Source organism: Streptomyces sp. NPDC006309 (assembly GCF_040613095.1).
Lineage (GTDB): Bacteria > Actinomycetota > Actinomycetes > Streptomycetales > Streptomycetaceae > Streptomyces.
In genome coordinates this window covers 410,344-429,913 of the sequence record NZ_JBEXRO010000003.1, presented here as the reverse complement: position 1 = coordinate 429,913, position 19,570 = coordinate 410,344, and the positions used below count along the sequence as shown (strand labels likewise).

Here is a 19,570-nt window from a genome sequence, read left to right as displayed (position 1 = left end):
CCACGCCACGGTAACCCCGCGGGTGCCGGGGGGACGGCCATTGTCGATCAGTTGTGACAGGGCCGTCCGGCCCTACCCTGGAAGCATGTACGCCCGGCGGCGGCACCTCTACTTCGCCATGATGGGGATCTGTATCGGCCTCTTCGTCCTGGCGTGGGGGGTCGTGCGAATGTGGTCCGTGCCGGCGGCCGTCGGCATGTGCGTCGTGGCCATGGTCATCCCGCCCGTGGCGGCGATGGTCGCCAACCGCCGCGGCCCGGAGGACCGCTGGTGGGACGACCCCTCAGGGGACCCGGAGTCGGACGACTGGTGGGACGAACTGGACGGCAGGAAGCGCCCGCGCTCCTGACGCCGGCCGCGGGGCTCAGACACGAGCGGTCGTGGGGCTCGGCACACGAGCGGCGTGGGGCTCGATACACGAGCGGTCGTGGGGCTCGATACACGAGCGGCGTGGGGCTCAGTACACGAGCGGTCGTGGGGGGGTCAGTACACGAGCGCCTGGGTGTCGTCGGCCAGCGCCTCCTGCACGAACACCTGCGCGCCCGCGATCCGCACGCCCTCGATGACGTCCTTCTCGGTGATCTCCCGGCGGGCGGCGCACTGCGTGCACAGCGTGAGGCGCCCGGCCGCGAGGACCGAGTCGAGCAGGTCCGGCAGCGGCGCCGCGTGCGGCAGCTCGAACTCGGCGGCCCGGCCCGGCAGCGCGAACCAGGACGACTCCCCGGTCAGCCACAGGGAGACCTCGACGCCACTGGCCACGGCCACCGCGGCCACCGTGAACGCCTGCGAGCAGCGCTCGGGGGCGTCCGCCCCGGCCGTCACCTTGATCACGAGCTTCTTCGCCATGACCGAAGCGTAATGCGCTTGCCCACAACTGCATGCGCTGCCATCAGTCCCCTGTGCGTGCCCAAGCCCTCCGAGGGCCGGCCGGGCAAGCCTGCGGCCACCGGACCGAGCGCCCTGCTGCTGCCCTACGGCGAGGACCGGTACGGGCGCGGTCCGGACGTGGCCGAGCTCGGTTCCGACACCGAGCTGTCGCCGTCCCGTTCCGGCAGACCGTGACCCTCTCCGGACCGAGCTGCTCACCTCAGCAGACCTCGTCGGGAGGGTGGGGTCCGGGCCGCGTAAGCTGGTCTGCGGCTCTGTCGTCCGTCCACCTCCGCTCAAGGAGCACCCGTGGAACTCTTCTACGAAATCCTGCTCGTCCTGGTCTGCGTCGGCGTGCTGGCCTTCGCCGGTCTGACCGTGAAGAAGCTGTACCAGGGCCAGCGCTGACCCACCCCAAGGAAAGCTGTCGCTCATGATCGAGATCCCGTCCGACCTGCACAAGGACCTCGTCCCGCTCGTTTTCCTGCTCGGCAACTGGGCCGGTGCGGGCGTGTACGACTTCCCCGGCTCGCAGAAGTGCAACTTCGGGCAGGAGGTCGCCTTCACCCACGACGGCCGGGACTTCCTCGAGTACCGCTCCCACACCTGGGTGCTGGACGGTGACGGCAACAAGGTCCGCCCGCTGGAGTCCGAGCACGGCTTCTGGCGGATCGACGCCGACCGCAAGGTCGAGGTGACGATGACCCGCGACGACGGCGTCATCGAGATCTGGTACGGCGAGCTGGCCGACAAGAAGCCGCAGATCGACCTGGTGACGGACGCCGTCGCCCGCACGGCCGCCTCGCAGCCGTACAGCGGCGGCAAGCGGCTGTACGGGTACGTGAAGGGCGACCTGATGTGGGTCGGCGAGAAGCAGACCCCCGAGGTACCGCTGCGCCCCTACATGTCGGCCCAGCTGAAGAAGGTCGTCACCCCGGACGACGTCGAGCGCTGGGCGAAGGCCCTGCCGGACGACCTCCCGGACGACGGCATCGCCTTCTTCAAGTAGGCGTTCCCGCCCCCATCTTCCCGATGGCCCCAGCGCACTGCGCCGGGGCCATCAGGCGTTTCAGGCGGCTCGCGTCCGTTTCCGGTTCGCCACCGGAGCGTGAGGACTGGGCACGTGGTTGACACTCTTGGCTATGGACATTAGCTTCTTGCTAGTCGCATTAGCTTGTAGCTATTGCGCTTAACCAACAGGGGGATGTCATGGCTGAGTTCGTCTCCGTCCCGGGCGGCATCATCGCCTACGAGACGGCTGGAGAAGGCCCGCTGGTCGTTCTGGCCCACGGCATGGGGGACAGCCGCACGGCCTACAGGTTCGTCCTGCCGCGTCTGGTGGCGGCGGGGTATCGAGTGGCCGCGGTCGACCTGCGGGGCTGTGGGGAGTCGAGCGCGCAATGGCCTTCCTACTCGCGCACCGACATCGCGGGCGATCTGCTCGCGGTGATCCGCCACATCGACAGCGGCCCGGCCGTCCTGGTCGGCCACTCGATCTCCGGCGGCGCCGCCACCATCGCGGCCGCCCAGGATCCCGGCCTGGTCAGGGGCATCATCGAGCTGGGCCCCTTCACACGTGCCCAGTCGATCAAACTCGGTGACTTCCGCTCGAAGAGCTACCGCAAGGGTGCCTTCCGGCTGCTCGGCGCCAGCCTCTTCGGCAGCGTGGGACTGTGGTCCCGCTATCTCGACCATGCCTACCCGGGCCGTAAGCCGGCCGACTGGACCGACCGGCTGGCCGGCATCGAGGCGATGTTGGGCGAGCCCGGCCGGATGCGGGCGATGCAGAAGATGGGGCAGTCGGCGCCGACCGACGCCGGCGCCCAGTTGGGCAACGTACGGTGCCCTGCCCTGATCGTGCAGGGCTCGCTCGACCCCGACTGGGTCGATCCGCGCGCCGAGGGCGAGGCGATAGTGGCTGCAATGCCGGCCGGTGTCGGAGAGCTCGCGGTGGTCGAGGGAGCCGGCCACTACCCGCACGACCAGTACCCCGAGGAGACGGTGTCCCTCATGCTGGCCTTCCTGGAAGCACACGTCCGTGCCTAGGGCGGGCCTCGATAGGAGCGCCGTCGTCGCGGCGGGAGCAGCGCTCGCCGACGAGGTCGGTTTGGCCGACCTGACCATGGGGCTGCTGGCCGACAGGCTCGGCGTACGGCCGCCGTCCCTGTACAAGCACGTCGGCTCCCTGCACGAACTGCGGCACGGCATCTCCGTCCAGGCCAAGGGCGAATTCGCCCGTCAGCTGGCCCGGGAGTCCGTCGGCCGTTCCGGCCCGGACGCGGTCCGGGCGTTCGCCGACAGCTACCGCCACTGGGCCCTGGAGCATCCCGGCCGCTACGCCGCCACCGTCCCCGCTCCGGTAGCCGGTGACGAGGAGGACCGCCGCGTCAGCGAAGAGGCGTTGCAGGTTCTGCTCGACGTGCTTGCCGGTTTCGGCTTGCCCGACGCGCGGGTGGTCGACTCCGCACGGGCGCTGCGATCGGCACTTCACGGGTTCGTCACCCTTGAGGGCGCCGGTGCCTTCGAGATGCCCCGCGACGTCACGCGAAGTTTCCGCTTCCTCATCGACACCCTGATCGCCGGCTTCCAGGCCGACCCTCCTGATCACGCCTCCGAAGGATGACATGGCCGCCACCGATCCCTCCCTATCCACCCTTAGCCAGCTGTGAACGGGAAGACTCCGGCCGAACCGTTGTCCGAGGCGCCCCCTGCCGATCGAGGTCAGGAGGCCGCCGTGAACACCGTGAGGAACAAGACGCAACGGCCGGGGCACGACTACGTCCGAGGTGGCGTGCGCTTCGCCGGCGAGGTGACCGCTTGGGTGTGCACCCCCTGGGCCCTGTGGTCGCACTCCATCCCGCTGGCGATCGGCGCCGTCCTGCTGCTCATCGGGCTGCCTGCCGTCTTCAGCACCCCGGACGACCGGCCCGGCGGAGACGCGCCCGTCGCGGTGCCGGGCATCGTCACCATCTTGCTGGTCGTGCTCCATCTGGTGGCGGCGGCAGCGTCTGCGTGGGCACTGTGGGGGACGTGGATCGCCGCAACGGTGACTGTCCTGTGCCTGATCGTGCCGTTCACCGAGCTACCGCGCTGGCGAGCCCTGTTGAGTGCGACCCATGATCGAACTGAGCGCCCAGCGCGCCGGTGACTGCGAAGACCTGGGCTCTGTTTTCAGCATCGCAGCCTCCGGGGTGGGTGCCCCGTCTGGGGTGCGGGGTCCGGCGGTCTGCGGCTGCGCCGTGTCGGTGCGAGTGATCGGAAGCGTCGCTGCGGGCAGGCGGCGGGGTCCGAGGGCCCCGGCTGCGTGCCCGCCGGGACGGTGTGTCAGACCATGGCGAGCCGGTCCACCAGCAGCTCCACCCTCGGCTCGGCGTCCTCGGGCAGCAGACGGCCCGCTCGGGTCAGGGTCGCCAGGCCGTGCAGAGCCGCCCAGAACACCTCGGTGAACATCCCCGGGTGGACGCCGTCGCCGGTGACCTCGGCGAGGCACTCGAGCAGGGCGGCGAAGGCGTCCTTCAGCGGCTCGGGGGTGTCCTCCTGCGCGTACGCCAGGCCGCCGTCGAGCTGGAACAAGGCGTCGTAGACCGCCGGGTTGTGCTCGGCGAAGTCGAGGTAGGCGCGGGCGAGGGCGGCGACCCGCTCGCGCGGGCTGTTCGCTCTGGAGGCCGCGGCACGCACCGCTGCGGCCAGCTCGGCGGCGCCTTCCAGGGCGACGGCGCCGATGATCTCGCGCTTGCCGCGGAAGTGGCTGTAGAGGACGGGCTGGCTGTATTCGATGCGCTCGGCGAGCCGGCGGGTGGTGACTGCGTCCCAGCCCTGCTGCTCGGCGAGTTCGCGGGCTGTCGCCACGATGAGGCGCTCGCGCTCCGCCCGTTCGCGCTCCTTGCGTTCCTGTACCGACATGACCTGATTCTAGCATCGCTAGACAATCGAGCGTCAGCAGGTCTAGCGTTGCCTCATCATCTAGCAACGCTAGTTCACGAGGGGTCGTCGTGCTCAACACACTTGAGGTCGTCACCATCGTCGTCGTCGGCCTGATGGTGGGGGTGGAGTTCTCCGTCGTCTTCATCATGAACCGGATCCTGGACGCGCTTCCCGAGGACAGCGGCCAGCTCGGCCATGCCCACGGCGGCCGGATGCTCGGCGCCCTGATGCCGTTCTGGTACATGGGCTCGCTGGTCCTCAGCGCGATCTGGGTCGTCGCCGGACGGCACCACCACGGCGCCGGACTCGTCGTCACCGCCGCCGGACTGCTGATGCTCAGCGTGGTCATGTCGGTCCTGCTGCTCGTCCCGATCAACAACCGAAACAAGACCTGGACCCCCGAGAACCGGCCCGCCGACTGGAAGGAGCAGCTGCACCGCTGGAACCGCTACCACTACATCCGCGTCGTCGTCATCGTCGCCGCGTTCACCCTGCTGGTCGCCGCCCTCGCCTGATACCACCGCTGCCCCGACATCCACTGGTTCGCCCCTGCATACCGGCGGCTTTTGCCCCGTCGGGGTGAGCCGGAGAGGGCATCGGATCTCTGACTCCGCGGGCCGAGGCCGCGCCGGTGGCCGATCCCCACTCAGCAGCTCCCGGTGTCGCTGCCCCCGCTCGACCGGCAGAGGGAGACCGGAACCGCTCTCCACGCGGTCGACGAGAAGATCAGGGCACACGAGGAGATCATCCGGGCAAGCGTGGATCTGCGCGCGATCCTCTCCGATCTTCTGATGTCGGGCCGCCTGCCCGCCGACCCTTCGACCGCCTGACGCGCCGCGGCACTCCTACACTGGGCCTGTGGTGAGCACCGACTGGAAGAGCGACCTCAGGCAGCGCGGCTACCGGCTGACGCCGCAGCGCCAGCTTGTCCTCGAAGCCGTGGACACCCTCGAACACGCGACCCCCGACGACATCCTCGTGGAAGTGAGGAGGACGGCGTCGGGGGTCAACATCTCCACCGTCTACCGGACGCTGGAGCTGCTGGAGGAGCTGGGCCTGGTCAGCCACGCCCACCTCGGCCACGGCGCGCCGACGTACCACCTCGCCGACCGCCACCACCATCTGCACCTGGTGTGCCGGGACTGCGACAACGTCATCGAGGCGGACACCGCGGTGGCCGCGGAGTTCACGGCCAAGCTGCGCGAGCAGTTCGGGTTCGACACCGACCTGAAGCACTTCGCGATCTTCGGCCGGTGCCAGGACTGCTCCCTGAAGGGCCCAACCACCTCGTCGTAGGCTTGCGGTATGAAGAGCCCCCTGCTGTCCCTGCCCGGCGCCGTCCCCGCCGAGGGCGTGGACGAAGGCGTCGCCGCCCACTACGGCGACCTGTTCCGTGAACAGCGCGCCCTCGCCGACGGCAGCGGCTTCGTCGACCTCTCGCACCGCGGTGTCGTCACCGTCAGCGGCGAGGACCGGCTGAGCTGGCTGCACCTGCTGCTCACCCAGCACGTCAGCGAACTGCCCGCGGGCGAGGCCACCGAGGCCCTGATCCTCTCCGCGCACGGACACATCGAACACGCGCTGTACCTGGTGGACGACGGCACGACCGTCTGGGCACACGTGGAACCCGGCACCCAGGAGGCGCTGATCGCGTACCTGGAGTCGATGAAGTTCTTCTACCGGGTGGAGGTCGCCGACCGGACCGCCGACATCGCCGTGGTCCACCTGCCCGCCGGCTCGATCACCGAGCCGCCCGCGGACGCGGTCGTCCGCGAGACGCCGTACGGCCGTGACCTGTTCCTGCCGCGCGCCGCGCTGGAGGACTTCGCCGCCGGACACGGACCGGCCGCCGGGATCCTCGCCCACGAGGCGCTGCGCGTGGAGCACCACCGGCCCCGGCTCGGCTTCGAGACCGACCACCGCACCATCCCGCACGAGCTGGGCTGGATCGACACGGCCGTCCACCTCCAGAAGGGCTGCTACCGGGGGCAGGAGACCGTGGCCCGGGTGCACAACCTGGGCAAGCCGCCCCGGCGGCTGGTCTTCCTGCACCTGGACGGCAGCGAGGTCCACCTGCCGCCGGCGGGCACGGAGCTCCGGCTCGCCGACGAGGAGCCCGACGGCCGGAAGATCGGGTTCGTCACCACGTCCGTACGTCACCACGAACTGGGACCGGTGGCCCTGGCCCTGGTCAAGCGGAACGTCCCGCTCGACGCGCGGCTCCTGGCCGGGGACACGGCGGCCGCCCAGGAAGTCGTCGTGGCGCCCTAGTTCGTGTCGTCGGACTCCCGCCGTTCGCCCGGAGGGCGGGCTCTGCGGCTAGGTGCGTGCTCTCGGCGTGCCGGGTCCTGACTCTCGTACTGGACGTACTCGGGTCGGGGCCCGGTGCGGCGAGAGTGCGTGCATGGCGTCGTGGAGCAGGCGGGAGTTCGACGACACGGCCTACCGGATCTCCGGGCGGCCCGCGTCTCGTGGGGTCCCCGGCGTCCTGAGTCTCCTCGGCGGCCCCGGGCTTCCGGCGTCCTAGATCTCCAGCAGCACGGTGAACGGGCCGTCGTTCGTCAGCGACACGCGCATCTGCGCGCCGAAACGGCCCGTCGCCACCGTCGCGCCCAGCGCCCGCAGCCGGGCCACCACCTCGTCCACCAGGGGCTCGGCGGCCTCGCCCGGGGCCGCCGCGTTCCAAGTGGGCCGGCGGCCCTTGCGGGCGTCGCCGTACAGGGTGAACTGGCTGATCACCAGCAGCGGGGCGGCGGTGTCGCTGCACGACCTCTCGTCGTGCAGCATCCGCAGCGTCCACAGCTTGCGGGCCAGCTGAGCCGCCTTCTCCGGGGTGTCCTCATGGGTCACCCCGACCAGGACGCACAAGCCCTCGCCCTCGATCGCGCCCACCGTCTCGCCGTCCACGACGACGCTCGCGCCGTCCACTCTCTGCACCACCGCACGCATGCGGACCATCATGCCCGGTGCCGCACACCCGGCCGCGGGGGGCCGCGGGGGGCCACGGGAGGCCACGAGGGTCGTGGGCGGGCCGCGGCGGGCCCAATTTGGTTCCGTTACCGCCCATCTGGGGCTGTTCGGGCGCACTCGGTCACATAGTGGCCGGTTGGGGTGGCACGATGCTGTCACACGCCGGGCGAGGGGACGGTCACCACCTGATGAGCACACCGAGTACCAGCGGGCGGCTGGGGACACAGAAGGCGTGCCGGCCGCCCGCACAGCGCGCCGACGGCACCACGGGTTCGGAGTCCCGCCCGGTTCTCCCGGGCGCGGGGTGCCCCCAGCCGCACGACCTGGCCCGGCTGAGCCTGCCCGAACTGCGCGCCCTGCGCCGCGACGCCCAGCGCGACGAGGCCGACCTCAGCTATGTGCGGCGGCTGTTGCAGGGCCGGATCGACATCCTGCGCGCGGAGCTGGGCCGGCGGGGCCGGACGTCGGTGCCGGCGCCCGTGGACGGCTCGGTGGTCGACCGGCTCCCGGAGATCCTCCAGGACGCCCCGGCCCGGCAGCGCTCCTCGGCCCGCCATGTCACGCTCGGCACCCCGCACAACGAGGAGTTCCGGCAGCTGGCCACCGAGATGCTCGGCGAGGTCGAGCTGTCCGACCTGACGGCCCGGACCGACCCCGAACTCGCCGCCGCCATGGGCCGGCTGGTCTGCTACGAGCAGGACGTCTCCCGGCGCCGCCAGCGGCTCCAGCGCACGGCCGACGATTGCAGCGGGGAGATCACGCGCCGCTACCGGGTGGGCGAGGCCCAGATCGACGACCTGCTGATCTGACGGCACGCGCCCGGCCCGGGATCGGCACGCGCCCGGCCCGCGATCGGCGAGCGTCCGGCCTGGATCGGCGGGCGCCGGTGCCGCCCGGGGGTGTGCGGGGCGTCCGGGGTGCGCGCCGGGCGGGCGAGAGGGCGCCGTCCGGTGGCCGGCGCCCTGGTGTGCCCGTCCGGGCGGCTGCGCTGCCCGGACCGTCGCGGCGGCTCCCCTCTTCCGGCGGCGCTGGCTGTTCATCCGTAGCGAGCTGTTCAGTTGTGGCTGTGCGATGCGGATGTTCAGTTGTGACTGTGCTGGATGTTCAGTTGTGACTGTGCGCTCCGGTGGCCGTCCCCGGTCCGGGCTCCCGGCTCCCCTCCGGGGGGAACCCGGGCGGCCAACCACTGGGAAGCTCGACCAGGTCGGACAAGTTGGCTGCCAACTTCACTGTACTTATCTCCGCCGGGAAGCGGCTCATAACCAGCTGCCGGCGAACTGCCCAAAGTTGGCGGGAAGTTGTACGGTTCAGGGGTGGACCCGGAGCACGCCGCCGCCAGTGGGCGGACGAGGCCCCAGCGGCACCGCCCGTCCCACCGCGAGATCGCCGACGAACTGCGCCACCGGATCAGGTCCGGAGTGCTGCGCCCGGGCGAGCGCATGCCCACCCAGGCGAGGCTGGCCGACGAGTTCGGGGTCGAACGCGGGGCCGTACGGCAGGCGCTGCGCATCCTCCAGTCGGAGCATCTGCTCACCGACGTTTCCAAGGGCAGCCCCGCCACCGTGGCGGCGGACCCGGGGTCCATGCGCCCCCCGGCCGGCCCGGCGGCGCCGCCGCAGCCCACCATGGTGGCCCTCGCGCCGCGGATCGCCGGCGCCTTCGCCGCCCCGCACGTGCGGATCGACGCGCTCTGCCTGACCGCCGTCTCGCTGACGATGGCGATCGGTGAGCCGCTGCGGCAGATCCACGCGGGACAGCTGGAACCGGCCAAGATCGACCTCCGGCTGCTGCTGCCCAGCCGGAACATCGACCTCGCCTTCCCGGCACCGGTGGACGCCGGTGACGGCGGCCGGCTGCACCGGCGCTGGCTGTCCCAGCGCAACGCCCAGGGCCTGGTGCTGCGGCAGAACCTGCTGGCCCTGCGCGCCACCCACGGCATCGACGTGCGCATCTCCTTCCGGGCGCTGCCCTTCACCCCGCCGGTGAAGCTGTATCTGCTCAACGGGTCGGAGGCGCTGTTCGCGTACTACACGCTGGGGCGCCGCGAGCGGGAGATCGAGCACGAGCCCATGGAGATGTACGACGCCGACGGCACCCGGTCCGTCCTGTTCGCGTTCGGGGAGCGGACCGGGCGGCGGGACGCGGCGTTCGTGGAGCAGTCCCGCCTGTGGTTCGACGCCCTGTGGGAGACGATCAGTTCGGAACTGGCCCTGACCCCCTGACAGCCGCCAACCCGGCCGAGATGGCAACCAACTTCACGTCGCCCATCCTCACTTGGCCGGCCAGCGCGCACAACTTGCCCGCAACTCCCCAGAGATGGATCAGGGGCGTAGCTTTTGGTCGTGACCCAGGAGAACATGGCAGCCAACGGCGGCGGACGGCGCACGTCGCAGCAGATCGCCGACGCCCTGCGCGACCGCATCCGGTCCGGCGCCCTGCGGGCCGGTGAGCGGCTGCCGACCCAGGCCGAGCTGGCCGGGGAGTTCGGCGTGGAGCGGGGCGCCGTACGCCAGGCCCTGCGGGCACTTCAGGAGGACGGCCTGCTCAGCAACGTCAGCAAGGGCAGTCCGCCCCGGGTCGCCGGGCCGCCGCCCGCGCACGACGAGCCCCAGCCGACCATGGTGGCCCTCGCCCCCCGGCTGACCGAGGCCTTCGCCGCGCCGCACGTGCGCATCGACGCCGTCTGCCTGACCGCGCAGAGCCTGATACCCGCCCTCGGTGAACCGCTGCGGCTCATCCACGACGGCCGGCTGCGGCCCGGCCGGGTCGACGTCCGCGTCCTGCTGCCGTCCCGGGACATCGACCTCGCCTTCCCGGTCTCCGTCGACGCCGGCAGCGACGACGACGCGGTCCACCAGCGCTGGCTGGCGATGCGCAACGCCCAGGGCCAGGTCCTCCAGTACAACCTCCAGGCGCTGCGCGGCACGCACGGCATCGACGTCCGGGTGACGTTCAGGGCGCTGCCGTTCACCCCGCCGGTGAAGCTGTACCTGCTCAACGGATCGGAGGCGCTGTTCGCGTACTACACGGTCACCCGCCGCGAGGAGTCCACCGAGGACGGGACGCTGGAGATGTACGACGCGCTCGGCTCCGAGTCCCTGCTGTTCTCCTTCGAGCGGCGGGCCGGACAGCGGGACGCGGCGTTCGTGGAACAGTCGCAGAAGTGGTTCGACGCCCTCTGGGAAACCATCACCACGGACCTGACACTCTCCTAGTGACTTCTGATGCGACTTCTGATGCGACTTCTGTTGCGAGCGAGATCGAGAAGCTACGGGAATTGATCACACCGGCCCGTTTCGTGCTGTGGGACTTCGACGGGCCGATCTGCCGGCTGTTCGCCACGCACCGGGCCGAGCGGGTGGCCGCGGACCTGGTGGACTGGCTGGAGCGGCAGGGCCTGCGCGGGCTGCTCACCGACGCCGAGCGGGAGACCCTGGACCCGCAGGTCGTCCTGCGTGCCGTGGGCCGCCGCCGCCCGGGCAGCGACCTCGTCACCGGCCTGGAGGAACGGCTCACCCAGGAAGAACTGCGGGCCGCCGCCTCCGCGCTGCCCACCGCCTACGCCGACCCGCTGATCCGCACCTGGACGGCCGTCGGCGCCCGCCTCGCCGTCACCACCAACAACTCACCCCGGGCCGCCCGCACCTACCTCGAGTCCCGCGGCACCGCCGGCTGCTTCAGCCCTCACCTGTACGGCCGCACCGAGCACCTGCACCACCTCAAACCGGACCCGCACTGCCTCAACCGGGCCCTCAGCGCGCTGGGCGCGGCCCCCACGACGGCCCTGATGATCGGCGACTCCGTCTCGGACCTGACCGCGGCCCGCCGGGCCGGCGTCCCCTTCCTGGGCTACGCGCGCCGCGCCCAGAAGGCCAAGGCCCTGCGCGCGGCGGGCGCGGACCACGTCGTCCGCTCACTGGAACCCCTGCTGCGGCTGCTCCGCGGCGCCCACCGCTAGCGTGCCGCCCCCGTGCCGTGCGGTGCGTTACGATGCCGCCACTGCGGGCCACCACCCGGGACGTGTACGTCACACCCGGCGCAGGTGAGCGGCCGACCACCCGTCGGGCCGCTCGTCCTGGGCGCGTGGGCCCGGCGGACCCCCGCCGGCTCCGGCGCTCCGACCGACGGGGCTCCGGCGGCGCCGTCCCGCGGCCCGCCTGTCCCGACCCGCCTGCGCGACCCCTCCTTTCTCGACCCTCCTTTCTCGACCCTCCTTTTCCGACTTTCCGCACGACCTACCCGGAGCGGCCCGTGGGCGCACCGCCTGTTCCCCGTGCCGTGGCCGGGGAGCACGCCGGCACAGCCCGGACCGACGCCCTCGTCCGGGAGTTCGTGGCCCGTGCCGTCGCGGCCGGCCGGGCGAGCGGCGGCCACCGCCACCGCAACCACGTCGTGCCGCTCCCCGCACCCCTCGCCGGTCTGCTCGGCCGCGAGCCCGGCACCCCGGTGACCGTACGGGTGCCGCGTCCGGACGCGGTGCCGGTGGTCATCCGGACCTGGTGGAGCGAGCCGGAGATCCTGCGCGCCGTGCGCAGGGCCCTGCCGAACGTGCCCGCATGCCTGGCGGCGGGGCCCGGCTACGCCGTCCACAGCCATGTGGACGGCATCGTGCTCGCCGACGTCTGCGGCCCGGGCGAACCGGTCGACGGACCGCTGCTGCGGGAACTGGCGGACCTGCTCGCCGCGATCACCCAGGTGCGCGGCGGCGTCCTGCCGCCCCTGCCGGCCCACTGGCCGCGCAACCACACCGACTCCCAGGGCTTCCTGCGCACCCTCGCCCACCTGGCCGACCAGCAGATCCACCGGCCCAACCGGCGCCGCTACGGCGGCCTGTTCACCGCCCTCGGCGTGCCCGAGGACGCCCTGTCGCGGTTCGCCGACCGCGTCCCCGCGCTGGCCCGGCGGCCGTACGGGCTGATCCACGGCGACCTGCACCGCGGCACCCTCGTCCGGCCGGCCACCGGCCACCCACCGCTGACGTGCGTCGACTGGGAGCTGGCGAGCTACGGCGACCCGCTGCACGACCTCGCCGTCCACCTGGTGCGGATGCGCTACCCGGAGCACCAGCGGCGCGAGGCCGTCGACGCCTGGGCCGAGGCGGTGCACCGGGTACGGCCCGCCGCCACGGCCGGCCTCTCCCGGGACCTGCGGCACTACCTTGCCTTCGAGTACGCCCAGTCCCTGTACGCCGAGGTCATCCGGGCCGCGCGTTCGCTGGAGGACGCCTTCGACCAGCGCCGCCTGGACGCGGCGGCGGCCACCGTCCGCGACGCGCTGCGCGCCGCCGCCGGCCCGCTGCGGCTGGGCCGGGTGCCCGAGCGGCGGGAGATCGAGCGGATCCTGTTCCGGCGGGCGGCGTCCGGAGCCGTGCCCCGGCGTCCCGCGCCCGTCCGCGCCCTCGGCTGGACCCCCGACCGGCGCGTCCCCGAACACCCCGACTTCCCCTACCCCGCCGTCGCCGACGCGCTGTTCCTGGAGGGCGCCGCCCCGGCCGACCGGGTGTTCAAGGGGGCCGCGCACCTCACCACGGTGCTCCGGGTGCCCGGAACCGCCTTCCCCGTCGTGGTCCGCCGTGAGGCGACCGTCGTCCTGCGGCGCGAGACGGGCTTCCTCAGCGAGCACGCCGTGCTCCGGGCGATCGAGCGCTCCGGGGTGCCCGTGGCCGCGCCCCGGGTGCTCGCGCTGGGCACCAGCCACGCCACGGATCCCGCCCACCGGTACGGCGGGGACGCGTTCACCGTCCACACCTACGAGGGCGCCCGCGACCTCGGCCGCCGCCCCGAGCACCCGGTGCACGGACTGCTGCCGCACGAGGCGGACTGCCTGGTCGACCAGCTGGCCGCGCTGACCGGCGTCGACTACACCCCGACCGACCCGGTGGCCGGCGGCCCCGGCTTCTACGGCTGGCTCAGCGACCAGCTGGTCGCGCTGGTCGCGGGGCTGCCCGGGGAGTCCCAGCGGGCGGCCCGCTTCCTCGGTCTGCCGGACGCGCCCCGGCTGCGCGAGATCCTCGCCCGGCACCGGGTCACCGACCGCGCCTGCGCCCTGCTGCACGGCGACCTCAACCCCTGGAACCTGGTGCGCCGCGACGACGGCCCGCCCCTCACCCTGATCGACTGGGAGATGGCACTGGTCGGGGACCCGCTGTACGAGCTGGTCCGGCACATGCACCTGACCCCGACCCGGCCGGAGATCCGGGACCGTATGTTCCGCCGCTGGGACGCCCGGCTGCCCGCGCGCTTCACCGAGGGCTGGCAGCGGGACTGGCGGGTGTACCGGTGGATCGAGATCGTCCGTTCCGCCTACGTCGACCTCGACCGCCTGGTCACCGGCACCGGTCTGGACGCCCCCAACGTGCGCCGCGCGGTGGACTCGTACGCCATGACCCTGGCCGCGGCCACCGCCTCCCTGGGCCTGTCGACCCGGCGGCGCGGCACCCCGCACCCGGCCTGGCCGACCGGCCCCGGCGCCCCTGCGTAGGCTCGCTCCATGGGTGAGATGGGCACGTGGTGCACACCCGCCCCCTGCCGTTCTGACTGCGGGCGGGCGCTCCGACACCGGCCCGGGGGGACGCTCAGGCGCCGACGTACTCCGCCAGGTGCTCGCCGGTGCGGGTGGAGCGGGCCGCCACCAGGTCGGCGGGAGTGCCCTCGAAGACGATCCGGCCGCCGTCGTGACCCGCGCCGGGACCCAGGTCGATGATCCAGTCGGCGTGCGCCATGACCGCCTGGTGGTGCTCGACGACGATGACCGACTTGCCGGAGTCCACCAGCCGGTCCAGCAGGCCCAGCAACTGCTCCACGTCGGCGAGATGCAGCCCCGTGGTCGGCTCGTCCAGGACGTAGACCCCGCCCTTGTCGCTCATGTGCGTGGCCAGCTTGAGCCGCTGCCGCTCGCCGCCGGACAGCGTGGTGAGCGGCTGGCCGAGGGTGAGATAGCCCAGACCCACGTCGGCCATGTTCCGCAGCACCCGGTGCGCGGCCGGGGTGCGCGCGGCACCCGCGCCGAAGAACTCCTCCGCCTCCGTCACCGTCATCGCCAGCACCTCGCTGATGTCCCGGCCGGCGAGGCGGTACTCCAGCACCGAGGCGTCGAACCGCCTGCCCTCGCACTCCTCGCAGGTCGTCGCGACACCGGCCATCATCGCCAGGTCGGTGTAGACGACACCGGTGCCGTTGCAGCCCGGGCAGGCGCCCTCGGAGTTGGCGCTGAACAGCGCCGGCTTCACACCGTTGGCCTTGGCGAACGCCTTGCGGACCGGGTCGAGCAGCCCGGTGTACGTCGCCGGGTTGCTCCGGCGCGAGCCGCGGATCGGCGCCTGGTCGACCGACACCACACCCTGCCCGGCCGGCACCGACCCGTGGACCAGCGAACTCTTCCCCGAACCGGCGACACCGGTGACGACGACCAGCACCCCGAGCGGGATGTCGACGTCCACGCCCCGCAGGTTGTGCCGCGTCGCCCCGCGGATCTCCAGGACCCCGGCCGGATCGCGCACCGACTCCTTCGGCGCCGCCCGGTCGTCCAGGTGCCGGCCGGTGAGCGTGCCGCTCGCCCGCAGCCCCGCCACGCTGCCCTCGAAACAGACGGTGCCGCCCGCCGTACCGGCACCCGGGCCGAGGTCCACCACATGGTCGGCGATCGCGATGACCTCCGGCTTGTGCTCCACCACCAGCACCGTGTTGCCCTTGTCCCGCAGCCGCAGCAGCAGGTCGTTCATCCGCCGGACGTCATGCGGGTGCAGGCCGGCCGTCGGCTCGTCGAAGACGTACGTGACATCGGTGAGCGAGGAACCGAGGTGGCGGATCATCTTCGTACGCTGCGCCTCGCCGCCCGAGAGCGTGCCCGCGGGCCGGTCCAGCGAGAGATAGCCGAGGCCGATCTCCACGAACGAGTCCAGGGTCTCGCCCAGAGACCTCAGCAGCGGCGCCACCGACGGCTCGGCCAGCTCGCGCACCCACCCGGCCAGGTCGCTGATCTGCATGGCGCAGGCGTCGGCGATGCTGATCCCCCGGATCTTCGAGGAGCGGGCCGCCTCGCTGAGCCGGGTGCCGTCGCAGCCGGGGCACGTGGTGAAGGTGACCGCCCGGTCCACGAACTCCCGGATGTGCGGCTGCATGGCCTCCCGGTCCTTGGCCAGCATCGACTTCTGGATCCGCGGGACGAGCCCCTCGTACGTCATGTTGATGCCCGCGATCTTCATCCGGGTCGGCTCGCGGTACAGGAAGTCGTGCAGCTCCCGCTCGGTGAACGCGCGGATCGGCTTGTCGGGGGAGTAGAGACCGGACTCGGTGTAGAGGCGGTGGTTCCAGCCGCCGGACTTGTAACCGGGAACGCTGAGCGCGCCCTCGCCGAGCGACCTGTCCTCGTCGTACAGCTGGGTCAGGTCGATGTCGGTGACCGAGCCCCGGCCCTCGCAGCGCGGGCACATACCGCCGGTGACGCTGAACTCGCGCCGCTCCCTCACCGTCCGCCCGCCGCGCTCCACGGTGACCGCGCCCGCCCCGCTGATCGAGGCGACGTTGAAGGAGAACGCCTTGGGTGAGCCGATGCGCGGTGTGCCGAGCCGGCTGAACAGGATCCGCAGCATCGCGTGCGCGTCGGTGACGGTGCCGACGGTGGAGCGCGGGTCGGCCCCCAGGCGCTGCTGGTCGACGATGATCGCGGTGGTCAGCCCGTCGAGGACGTCGACGTCGGGCCGCGCCGGCGTCGGCATGAAGCCCTGCACGAAGGCGCTGTACGTCTCGTTGATCAGCCGCTGCGACTCCGCGGCGATGGTGTCGAACACCAGCGAGCTCTTGCCCGACCCGGACACGCCCGTGAACACCGTCAGCCGGCGCTTGGGAATCTCGACGGTGACGTCCCGGAGGTTGTTCTCACGCGCGCCGTGCACGCGGATCAGCTCGTGGCTGTCGGCGGCGTGCGGGGTGTCCGCCCGCGCGTCCGTCATCGTGCCCATGCTCATCGTCTCTCCGTCCGTCGGGCCGCCCCGCCACGCTAACGGCGCCCCTCCCCCCACCGCTTCTCGATTCCTGACCGATCCGGAGGGGGCGTCGTGAGGGGTGCCGGCCGACACGGCACACTTTTGCAAGCAGGTGCTTGCAAAAGTTAGCGCGGGTGGGGCAAGGTGGAGGCATGGCATCGCTGAACGTCGGCAACCTCGGTGAGTACCTGCGCGAACAGCGGCGGAACGCCCAGCTGTCGCTGCGGCAGCTCGCCGACGCCGCCGGGGTGTCCAATCCGTACCTGAGCCAGATCGAGCGCGGGCTGCGCAAGCCCAGCGCGGAGGTGCTCCAGCAGGTCGCCAAGGCCCTGCGCATCTCCGCCGAGACGCTCTACGTCCGCGCCGGCATCCTCGACGCCGAGCGGGACGGGGAGGAACGCCTGCGGGAAGGCGCGACCCGCGCCGTCATCCTCGCCGACCCCTCGCTCGACGAGCGGCAGAAGCAGGTGCTGCTCCAGATCTACGAATCCTTCCGCAAGGAGAACGGATTCGGGGGCGGCCGGCCCGCCGAGGACGAGGAGACCGGCTCGGGCGCCTACGCGGCCGGCGCGGGCGATGCCACCGGAAGTGACACAGACGCCGGTCCACGGCGGACGGCCGGGTAACGCCGGACCAGGGCTCCGGACGCCCGCCGCGGACCACACCAACCCAGTCGAACGCGAATCCGATCCGGGAGGACCCTCCACCATGGCCATCACCGACGACCTGCGCAAGACCCTCAGCGACCCCACTCCGCTCTACTTCGCCGCCGGTACCGCCAACCTGGCGCTCCAGCAGGCCAAGAAGGTGCCGGCCCTGGTCGAGCAGCTGCGCGCCGAGGCCCCGGCCCGCATCGACGCCGTGCGCAACACCGACCCGAAGGCCGTGCAGGAGAGGGCCGCCGCCCGCGCCAAGGAGGCGCAGGAGACCTTGCAGACCCGGGTCAACGAGTTCATCGGTTCCATCGACGTGAAGAAGTTCGGCGAGACCGCCCAGGACCTCGCCCTGCGCGGTGTCGGCGTCGCCGCCGAGTACGCCGTCAAGGCCCGTGAGACGTACGAGAAGGTCGCCGAGCACGGCGAGCAGGCCGTTAAGACCTGGCGCGGCGAGGCCGCCGAGGAGATCGAGGAACTGGCGATCGCCGTCGAGGGCAAGGCCGAGCCGGGCGACATCAGCGTCGACGAGCCCAGGCCGGCGGCCGCGCCGACCGTCGCCCCCACGCCGGCACCGGCCGGGACGACCGCCCTGTCCACCGAGGACAAGCCGGCGGCGCGGAAGACTCCGGCCGCCCGCAAGACCGGCACCACCACGAAGAAGGCCACCCCGCCGGCCAAGTGACCACGACCGGCGTGGCACGTCCGGGCCGGGCACCTGTGGGGTGTCCGGCCCGTTCTCTGGGTACGGTGGCGGCGTAGCAGGATCGGGAAATCAACGGGCGGTGCACGCATGCTGATGTTGGGCTTCGCGGGATTCATGGGCATCTTGAAGATCGCCCTGATGGCCCTGGCCGCGTTCGGGCTGTTCGACGCGGCGTTCCGGCGCGAGGACGCGTTCCGCGCGGCCGACAAGCAGAACAAGGTCTTCTGGCTGATCATCCTCGGCATCGCGCTGGTGGTCAGCTACCTGTTCACGATCCTGTCCATCCTGCCGATCGCCGGCGCCGTCGCCGCCATCGTGTACCTGGTGGACGTGCGCCCCGCCCTCCAGCAGGTCGGCGGCGGCGGCCGCGGCTGGGGCCGCCGCGGCGGCGGCAGCAGCAGCGACGGCCCGTACGGGCCGTACAACGGCGGCCGGTAGCCGGTAGCCGGTAGCCGACGGCCGGCGGTGGGGCGGTTGCCGGCGGGTCGGTGGGCCGGCTTCCGCTGTTTCAGCCGGGCTTCGCTGTTTCAGCCGGGCTCTCGCCGATGCGACGGGGCCTCGCCGTGCGCCTCGTTATTGCCGTCTCCGCCGGGCTCTCGCTGACGCGCCGGGATGTCGCCGTGCGCCTCGCTCTTGCCGTTTCGGCCCAGTCTCGCCGCCGCGCCGGGTTCCCGACCGTCCGCCCGGCTTCCGCCGTTCCGCTGGCTCCCGCCGTCTCAGCCGGACGTTCGCCGCCGCGCCGGGCTGTCGCCGTACACCGGGCTCGCGTGGATCGCCGCGCGGCGTCCGAGCCTGGCGCCACGTGCGCCCGGCGCCGTCCGCGCCATGTGCGCCGCGCGCCGCTCGCGCCGCGCGCCGCCCGCGCCGCGCGCCGCCCGCGCCGCGCGGCATCCGCGGCCCGGAGCCCGCCGCGGCGGGCTTGCCGAGGGGGATAGCGCCCGCCGAGGGCACACTGCGCCTGCCCGCTGAGCGGCACGGGAGCTGTGCGCCTCCCGACCGCTGCGGGAGCTGTCCGCCTCCCGACCGGCACGGGAGCTGTCCCCCCGGATGGGCACGGGAGTGGCCCGCCCCCGACCGCTGCGGGAGCTGCCCGTTTACCCGACCGGCCCGGGGACTGTCCGCCGCCCGACCCGGCACGGGAGTGGCCCGCCCCCGACCGCTGCGGGAGCTGCCCGTTTACCCGACCGGCCCGGGGACTGTCCGCCGCCCGACCCGGCACGGGAGCTGTCCGCCCCCGACCGCTGCGGGAGCTGCCCGTTTACCCGACCGGCCCGGGGACCGTCCGCCCCCCGACCCGGCCCGGGGACTGTCCGCCCCCCGACCCGGCACGGGAGCTGGCCCCCCGGATGGGCACGGGAGCTGTTCGCCCCGACCGCTACGGGATCCGTCCGGCCCCCGACCGGCACGGTGTTCGTGTGAACCGATCGACGTTCGCTGCCCGGCGCCGGTGACGGGCCCCCTGTGGCC

At 72.5% G+C, this 19,570-nt stretch carries 22 protein-coding genes; 18 read left to right on the top strand and 4 right to left on the bottom strand.

Going from position 1 to position 19,570, the window contains the following annotated elements:
- The first annotated feature begins 85 nt into the window (after positions 1-85).
- Positions 86-349 (top strand): DUF3099 domain-containing protein, encoded by a 264-nt coding sequence (locus ABZ117_RS06760; protein WP_356818044.1) that lies wholly within the window; start codon positions 86-88, stop codon positions 347-349.
- A 134-nt stretch (positions 350-483) separates the two neighbouring features.
- On the opposite strand, the gene ABZ117_RS06755 is transcribed toward ABZ117_RS06760, so the two are convergent.
- Positions 484-846, bottom strand: a complete 363-nt coding sequence (locus ABZ117_RS06755) for a DsrE family protein (protein ID WP_356818042.1) — start codon at positions 844-846, stop codon at positions 484-486.
- A 57-nt stretch (positions 847-903) separates the two neighbouring features.
- Here ABZ117_RS06755 and ABZ117_RS06750 point away from each other — a divergent pair, with 57 nt between their 5' ends.
- From ABZ117_RS06750 to ABZ117_RS06730, 5 genes are all read left to right on the top strand, one after another.
- Positions 904-1,062: a hypothetical protein gene (locus ABZ117_RS06750; protein ID WP_356818040.1), complete on the top strand. Its 159-nt coding sequence runs from the start codon at positions 904-906 to the stop codon at positions 1,060-1,062.
- A gap of 238 nt (positions 1,063-1,300) precedes the next feature.
- Positions 1,301-1,876, top strand: coding sequence for an FABP family protein (locus ABZ117_RS06745; protein WP_356818039.1), 576 nt, complete (start codon positions 1,301-1,303; stop codon positions 1,874-1,876).
- Between the two features lie 200 nt (positions 1,877-2,076).
- The gene (locus ABZ117_RS06740) at positions 2,077-2,913 is read left to right on the top strand and encodes an alpha/beta hydrolase (protein ID WP_356818037.1); all 837 of its coding nucleotides are present in this window, start codon (positions 2,077-2,079) and stop codon (positions 2,911-2,913) included.
- Positions 2,906-3,490: a WHG domain-containing protein gene (locus tag ABZ117_RS06735; protein WP_356818036.1), complete on the top strand. Its 585-nt coding sequence runs from the start codon at positions 2,906-2,908 to the stop codon at positions 3,488-3,490. The genes ABZ117_RS06740 and ABZ117_RS06735 overlap by 8 nt, the downstream gene beginning before the upstream one ends.
- A 111-nt stretch (positions 3,491-3,601) precedes the next feature.
- Positions 3,602-4,015, top strand: coding sequence for a hypothetical protein (locus tag ABZ117_RS06730; protein ID WP_356818035.1), 414 nt, complete (start codon positions 3,602-3,604; stop codon positions 4,013-4,015).
- 176 nt (positions 4,016-4,191) lie between these two features.
- Here ABZ117_RS06730 and ABZ117_RS06725 read toward each other — a convergent pair whose 3' ends face one another.
- Positions 4,192-4,770, bottom strand: a complete 579-nt coding sequence (locus ABZ117_RS06725) for a TetR/AcrR family transcriptional regulator (protein WP_356818034.1) — start codon at positions 4,768-4,770, stop codon at positions 4,192-4,194.
- Between the two features lie 89 nt (positions 4,771-4,859).
- Between ABZ117_RS06725 and ABZ117_RS06720 the strand changes: the two genes are divergently transcribed.
- The 4 genes from ABZ117_RS06720 to ABZ117_RS06705 all read left to right on the top strand — a co-directional run bounded on the left by ABZ117_RS06720 (position 4,860) and on the right by ABZ117_RS06705 (position 7,062).
- Positions 4,860-5,306: a DUF1772 domain-containing protein gene (locus ABZ117_RS06720; RefSeq protein WP_356818033.1), complete on the top strand. Its 447-nt coding sequence runs from the start codon at positions 4,860-4,862 to the stop codon at positions 5,304-5,306.
- 144 nt (positions 5,307-5,450) lie between these two features.
- Positions 5,451-5,621, top strand: a complete 171-nt coding sequence (locus tag ABZ117_RS06715; protein WP_356818031.1) for a hypothetical protein — start codon at positions 5,451-5,453, stop codon at positions 5,619-5,621.
- Between the two features lie 28 nt (positions 5,622-5,649).
- On the top strand, positions 5,650-6,087 hold the full coding sequence (locus ABZ117_RS06710; protein WP_356818030.1) for a transcriptional repressor: 438 nt from the start codon (positions 5,650-5,652) through the stop codon (positions 6,085-6,087).
- 9 nt (positions 6,088-6,096) lie between these two features.
- Positions 6,097-7,062, top strand: coding sequence for a folate-binding protein (locus ABZ117_RS06705; protein ID WP_356818028.1), 966 nt, complete (start codon positions 6,097-6,099; stop codon positions 7,060-7,062).
- A gap of 252 nt (positions 7,063-7,314) precedes the next feature.
- Here the strand turns inward: ABZ117_RS06705 and dtd are convergent, their stop codons facing one another.
- Positions 7,315-7,740: a D-aminoacyl-tRNA deacylase gene (dtd, locus tag ABZ117_RS06700; RefSeq protein WP_356818026.1), complete on the bottom strand. Its 426-nt coding sequence runs from the start codon at positions 7,738-7,740 to the stop codon at positions 7,315-7,317.
- 209 nt (positions 7,741-7,949) lie between these two features.
- Between dtd and ABZ117_RS06695 the strand changes: the two genes are divergently transcribed.
- The 5 genes from ABZ117_RS06695 to ABZ117_RS06675 all read left to right on the top strand — a co-directional run bounded on the left by ABZ117_RS06695 (position 7,950) and on the right by ABZ117_RS06675 (position 14,241).
- A complete protein-coding gene (locus tag ABZ117_RS06695) occupies positions 7,950-8,570 on the top strand; it encodes an aerial mycelium formation protein (RefSeq protein ID WP_356818024.1) in 621 nt (206 codons plus the stop codon).
- Positions 8,571-9,074: 504 nt separating this feature from the next.
- Entirely contained in the window at positions 9,075-9,983 is a 909-nt protein-coding gene (locus ABZ117_RS06690; protein ID WP_356818022.1) for a winged helix-turn-helix domain-containing protein, read from the top strand.
- A gap of 114 nt (positions 9,984-10,097) precedes the next feature.
- Positions 10,098-10,976: a winged helix-turn-helix domain-containing protein gene (locus ABZ117_RS06685; RefSeq protein ID WP_356818020.1), complete on the top strand. Its 879-nt coding sequence runs from the start codon at positions 10,098-10,100 to the stop codon at positions 10,974-10,976.
- A gap of 62 nt (positions 10,977-11,038) precedes the next feature.
- Positions 11,039-11,719, top strand: coding sequence for an HAD-IA family hydrolase (locus ABZ117_RS06680; protein ID WP_356818018.1), 681 nt, complete (start codon positions 11,039-11,041; stop codon positions 11,717-11,719).
- A 293-nt stretch (positions 11,720-12,012) separates the two neighbouring features.
- Entirely contained in the window at positions 12,013-14,241 is a 2,229-nt protein-coding gene (locus ABZ117_RS06675; protein WP_356818016.1) for an aminoglycoside phosphotransferase family protein, read from the top strand.
- A 94-nt stretch (positions 14,242-14,335) separates the two neighbouring features.
- Here ABZ117_RS06675 and ABZ117_RS06670 read toward each other — a convergent pair whose 3' ends face one another.
- Positions 14,336-16,720 (bottom strand): excinuclease ABC subunit UvrA, encoded by a 2,385-nt coding sequence (locus tag ABZ117_RS06670; protein ID WP_356818180.1) that lies wholly within the window; start codon positions 16,718-16,720, stop codon positions 14,336-14,338.
- Between the two features lie 176 nt (positions 16,721-16,896).
- Between ABZ117_RS06670 and ABZ117_RS06665 the strand changes: the two genes are divergently transcribed.
- From ABZ117_RS06665 to ABZ117_RS06655, 3 genes are all read left to right on the top strand, one after another.
- Positions 16,897-17,370, top strand: a complete 474-nt coding sequence (locus ABZ117_RS06665; protein WP_356818014.1) for a helix-turn-helix transcriptional regulator — start codon at positions 16,897-16,899, stop codon at positions 17,368-17,370.
- Between the two features lie 82 nt (positions 17,371-17,452).
- Positions 17,453-18,082 carry a hypothetical protein gene (locus ABZ117_RS06660; protein ID WP_356818013.1) on the top strand — a complete coding sequence of 210 codons (630 nt, stop codon included), beginning with the start codon at positions 17,453-17,455 and terminating at the stop codon, positions 18,080-18,082.
- A gap of 108 nt (positions 18,083-18,190) precedes the next feature.
- Positions 18,191-18,541: a DUF2516 family protein gene (locus ABZ117_RS06655; RefSeq protein ID WP_356818011.1), complete on the top strand. Its 351-nt coding sequence runs from the start codon at positions 18,191-18,193 to the stop codon at positions 18,539-18,541.
- Positions 18,542-19,570 lie beyond the last annotated feature (1,029 nt).

Bases quoted from the DNA above. Each gene is read 5' to 3' on its own strand.
- ABZ117_RS06760 (WP_356818044.1), top strand. From the start codon at position 86: ATGTACGCCCGGCGGCGGCACCTCTACTTCGCCATGATGGGGATCTGT.
- ABZ117_RS06755 (WP_356818042.1), bottom strand. From the start codon at position 846: ATGGCGAAGAAGCTCGTGATCAAGGTGACGGCCGGGGCGGACGCCCCC.
- ABZ117_RS06745 (WP_356818039.1), top strand. From the start codon at position 1,301: ATGATCGAGATCCCGTCCGACCTGCACAAGGACCTCGTCCCGCTCGTT.
- ABZ117_RS06740 (WP_356818037.1), top strand. From the start codon at position 2,077: ATGGCTGAGTTCGTCTCCGTCCCGGGCGGCATCATCGCCTACGAGACG.
- ABZ117_RS06725 (WP_356818034.1), bottom strand. From the start codon at position 4,770: ATGTCGGTACAGGAACGCAAGGAGCGCGAACGGGCGGAGCGCGAGCGC.
- ABZ117_RS06705 (WP_356818028.1), top strand. From the start codon at position 6,097: ATGAAGAGCCCCCTGCTGTCCCTGCCCGGCGCCGTCCCCGCCGAGGGC.
- dtd (WP_356818026.1), bottom strand. From the start codon at position 7,740: ATGCGTGCGGTGGTGCAGAGAGTGGACGGCGCGAGCGTCGTCGTGGAC.
- ABZ117_RS06695 (WP_356818024.1), top strand. From the start codon at position 7,950: ATGAGCACACCGAGTACCAGCGGGCGGCTGGGGACACAGAAGGCGTGC.
- ABZ117_RS06670 (WP_356818180.1), bottom strand. From the start codon at position 16,720: ATGGGCACGATGACGGACGCGCGGGCGGACACCCCGCACGCCGCCGAC.
- ABZ117_RS06665 (WP_356818014.1), top strand. From the start codon at position 16,897: ATGGCATCGCTGAACGTCGGCAACCTCGGTGAGTACCTGCGCGAACAG.
- ABZ117_RS06660 (WP_356818013.1), top strand. From the start codon at position 17,453: ATGGCCATCACCGACGACCTGCGCAAGACCCTCAGCGACCCCACTCCG.
- ABZ117_RS06655 (WP_356818011.1), top strand. From the start codon at position 18,191: ATGCTGATGTTGGGCTTCGCGGGATTCATGGGCATCTTGAAGATCGCC.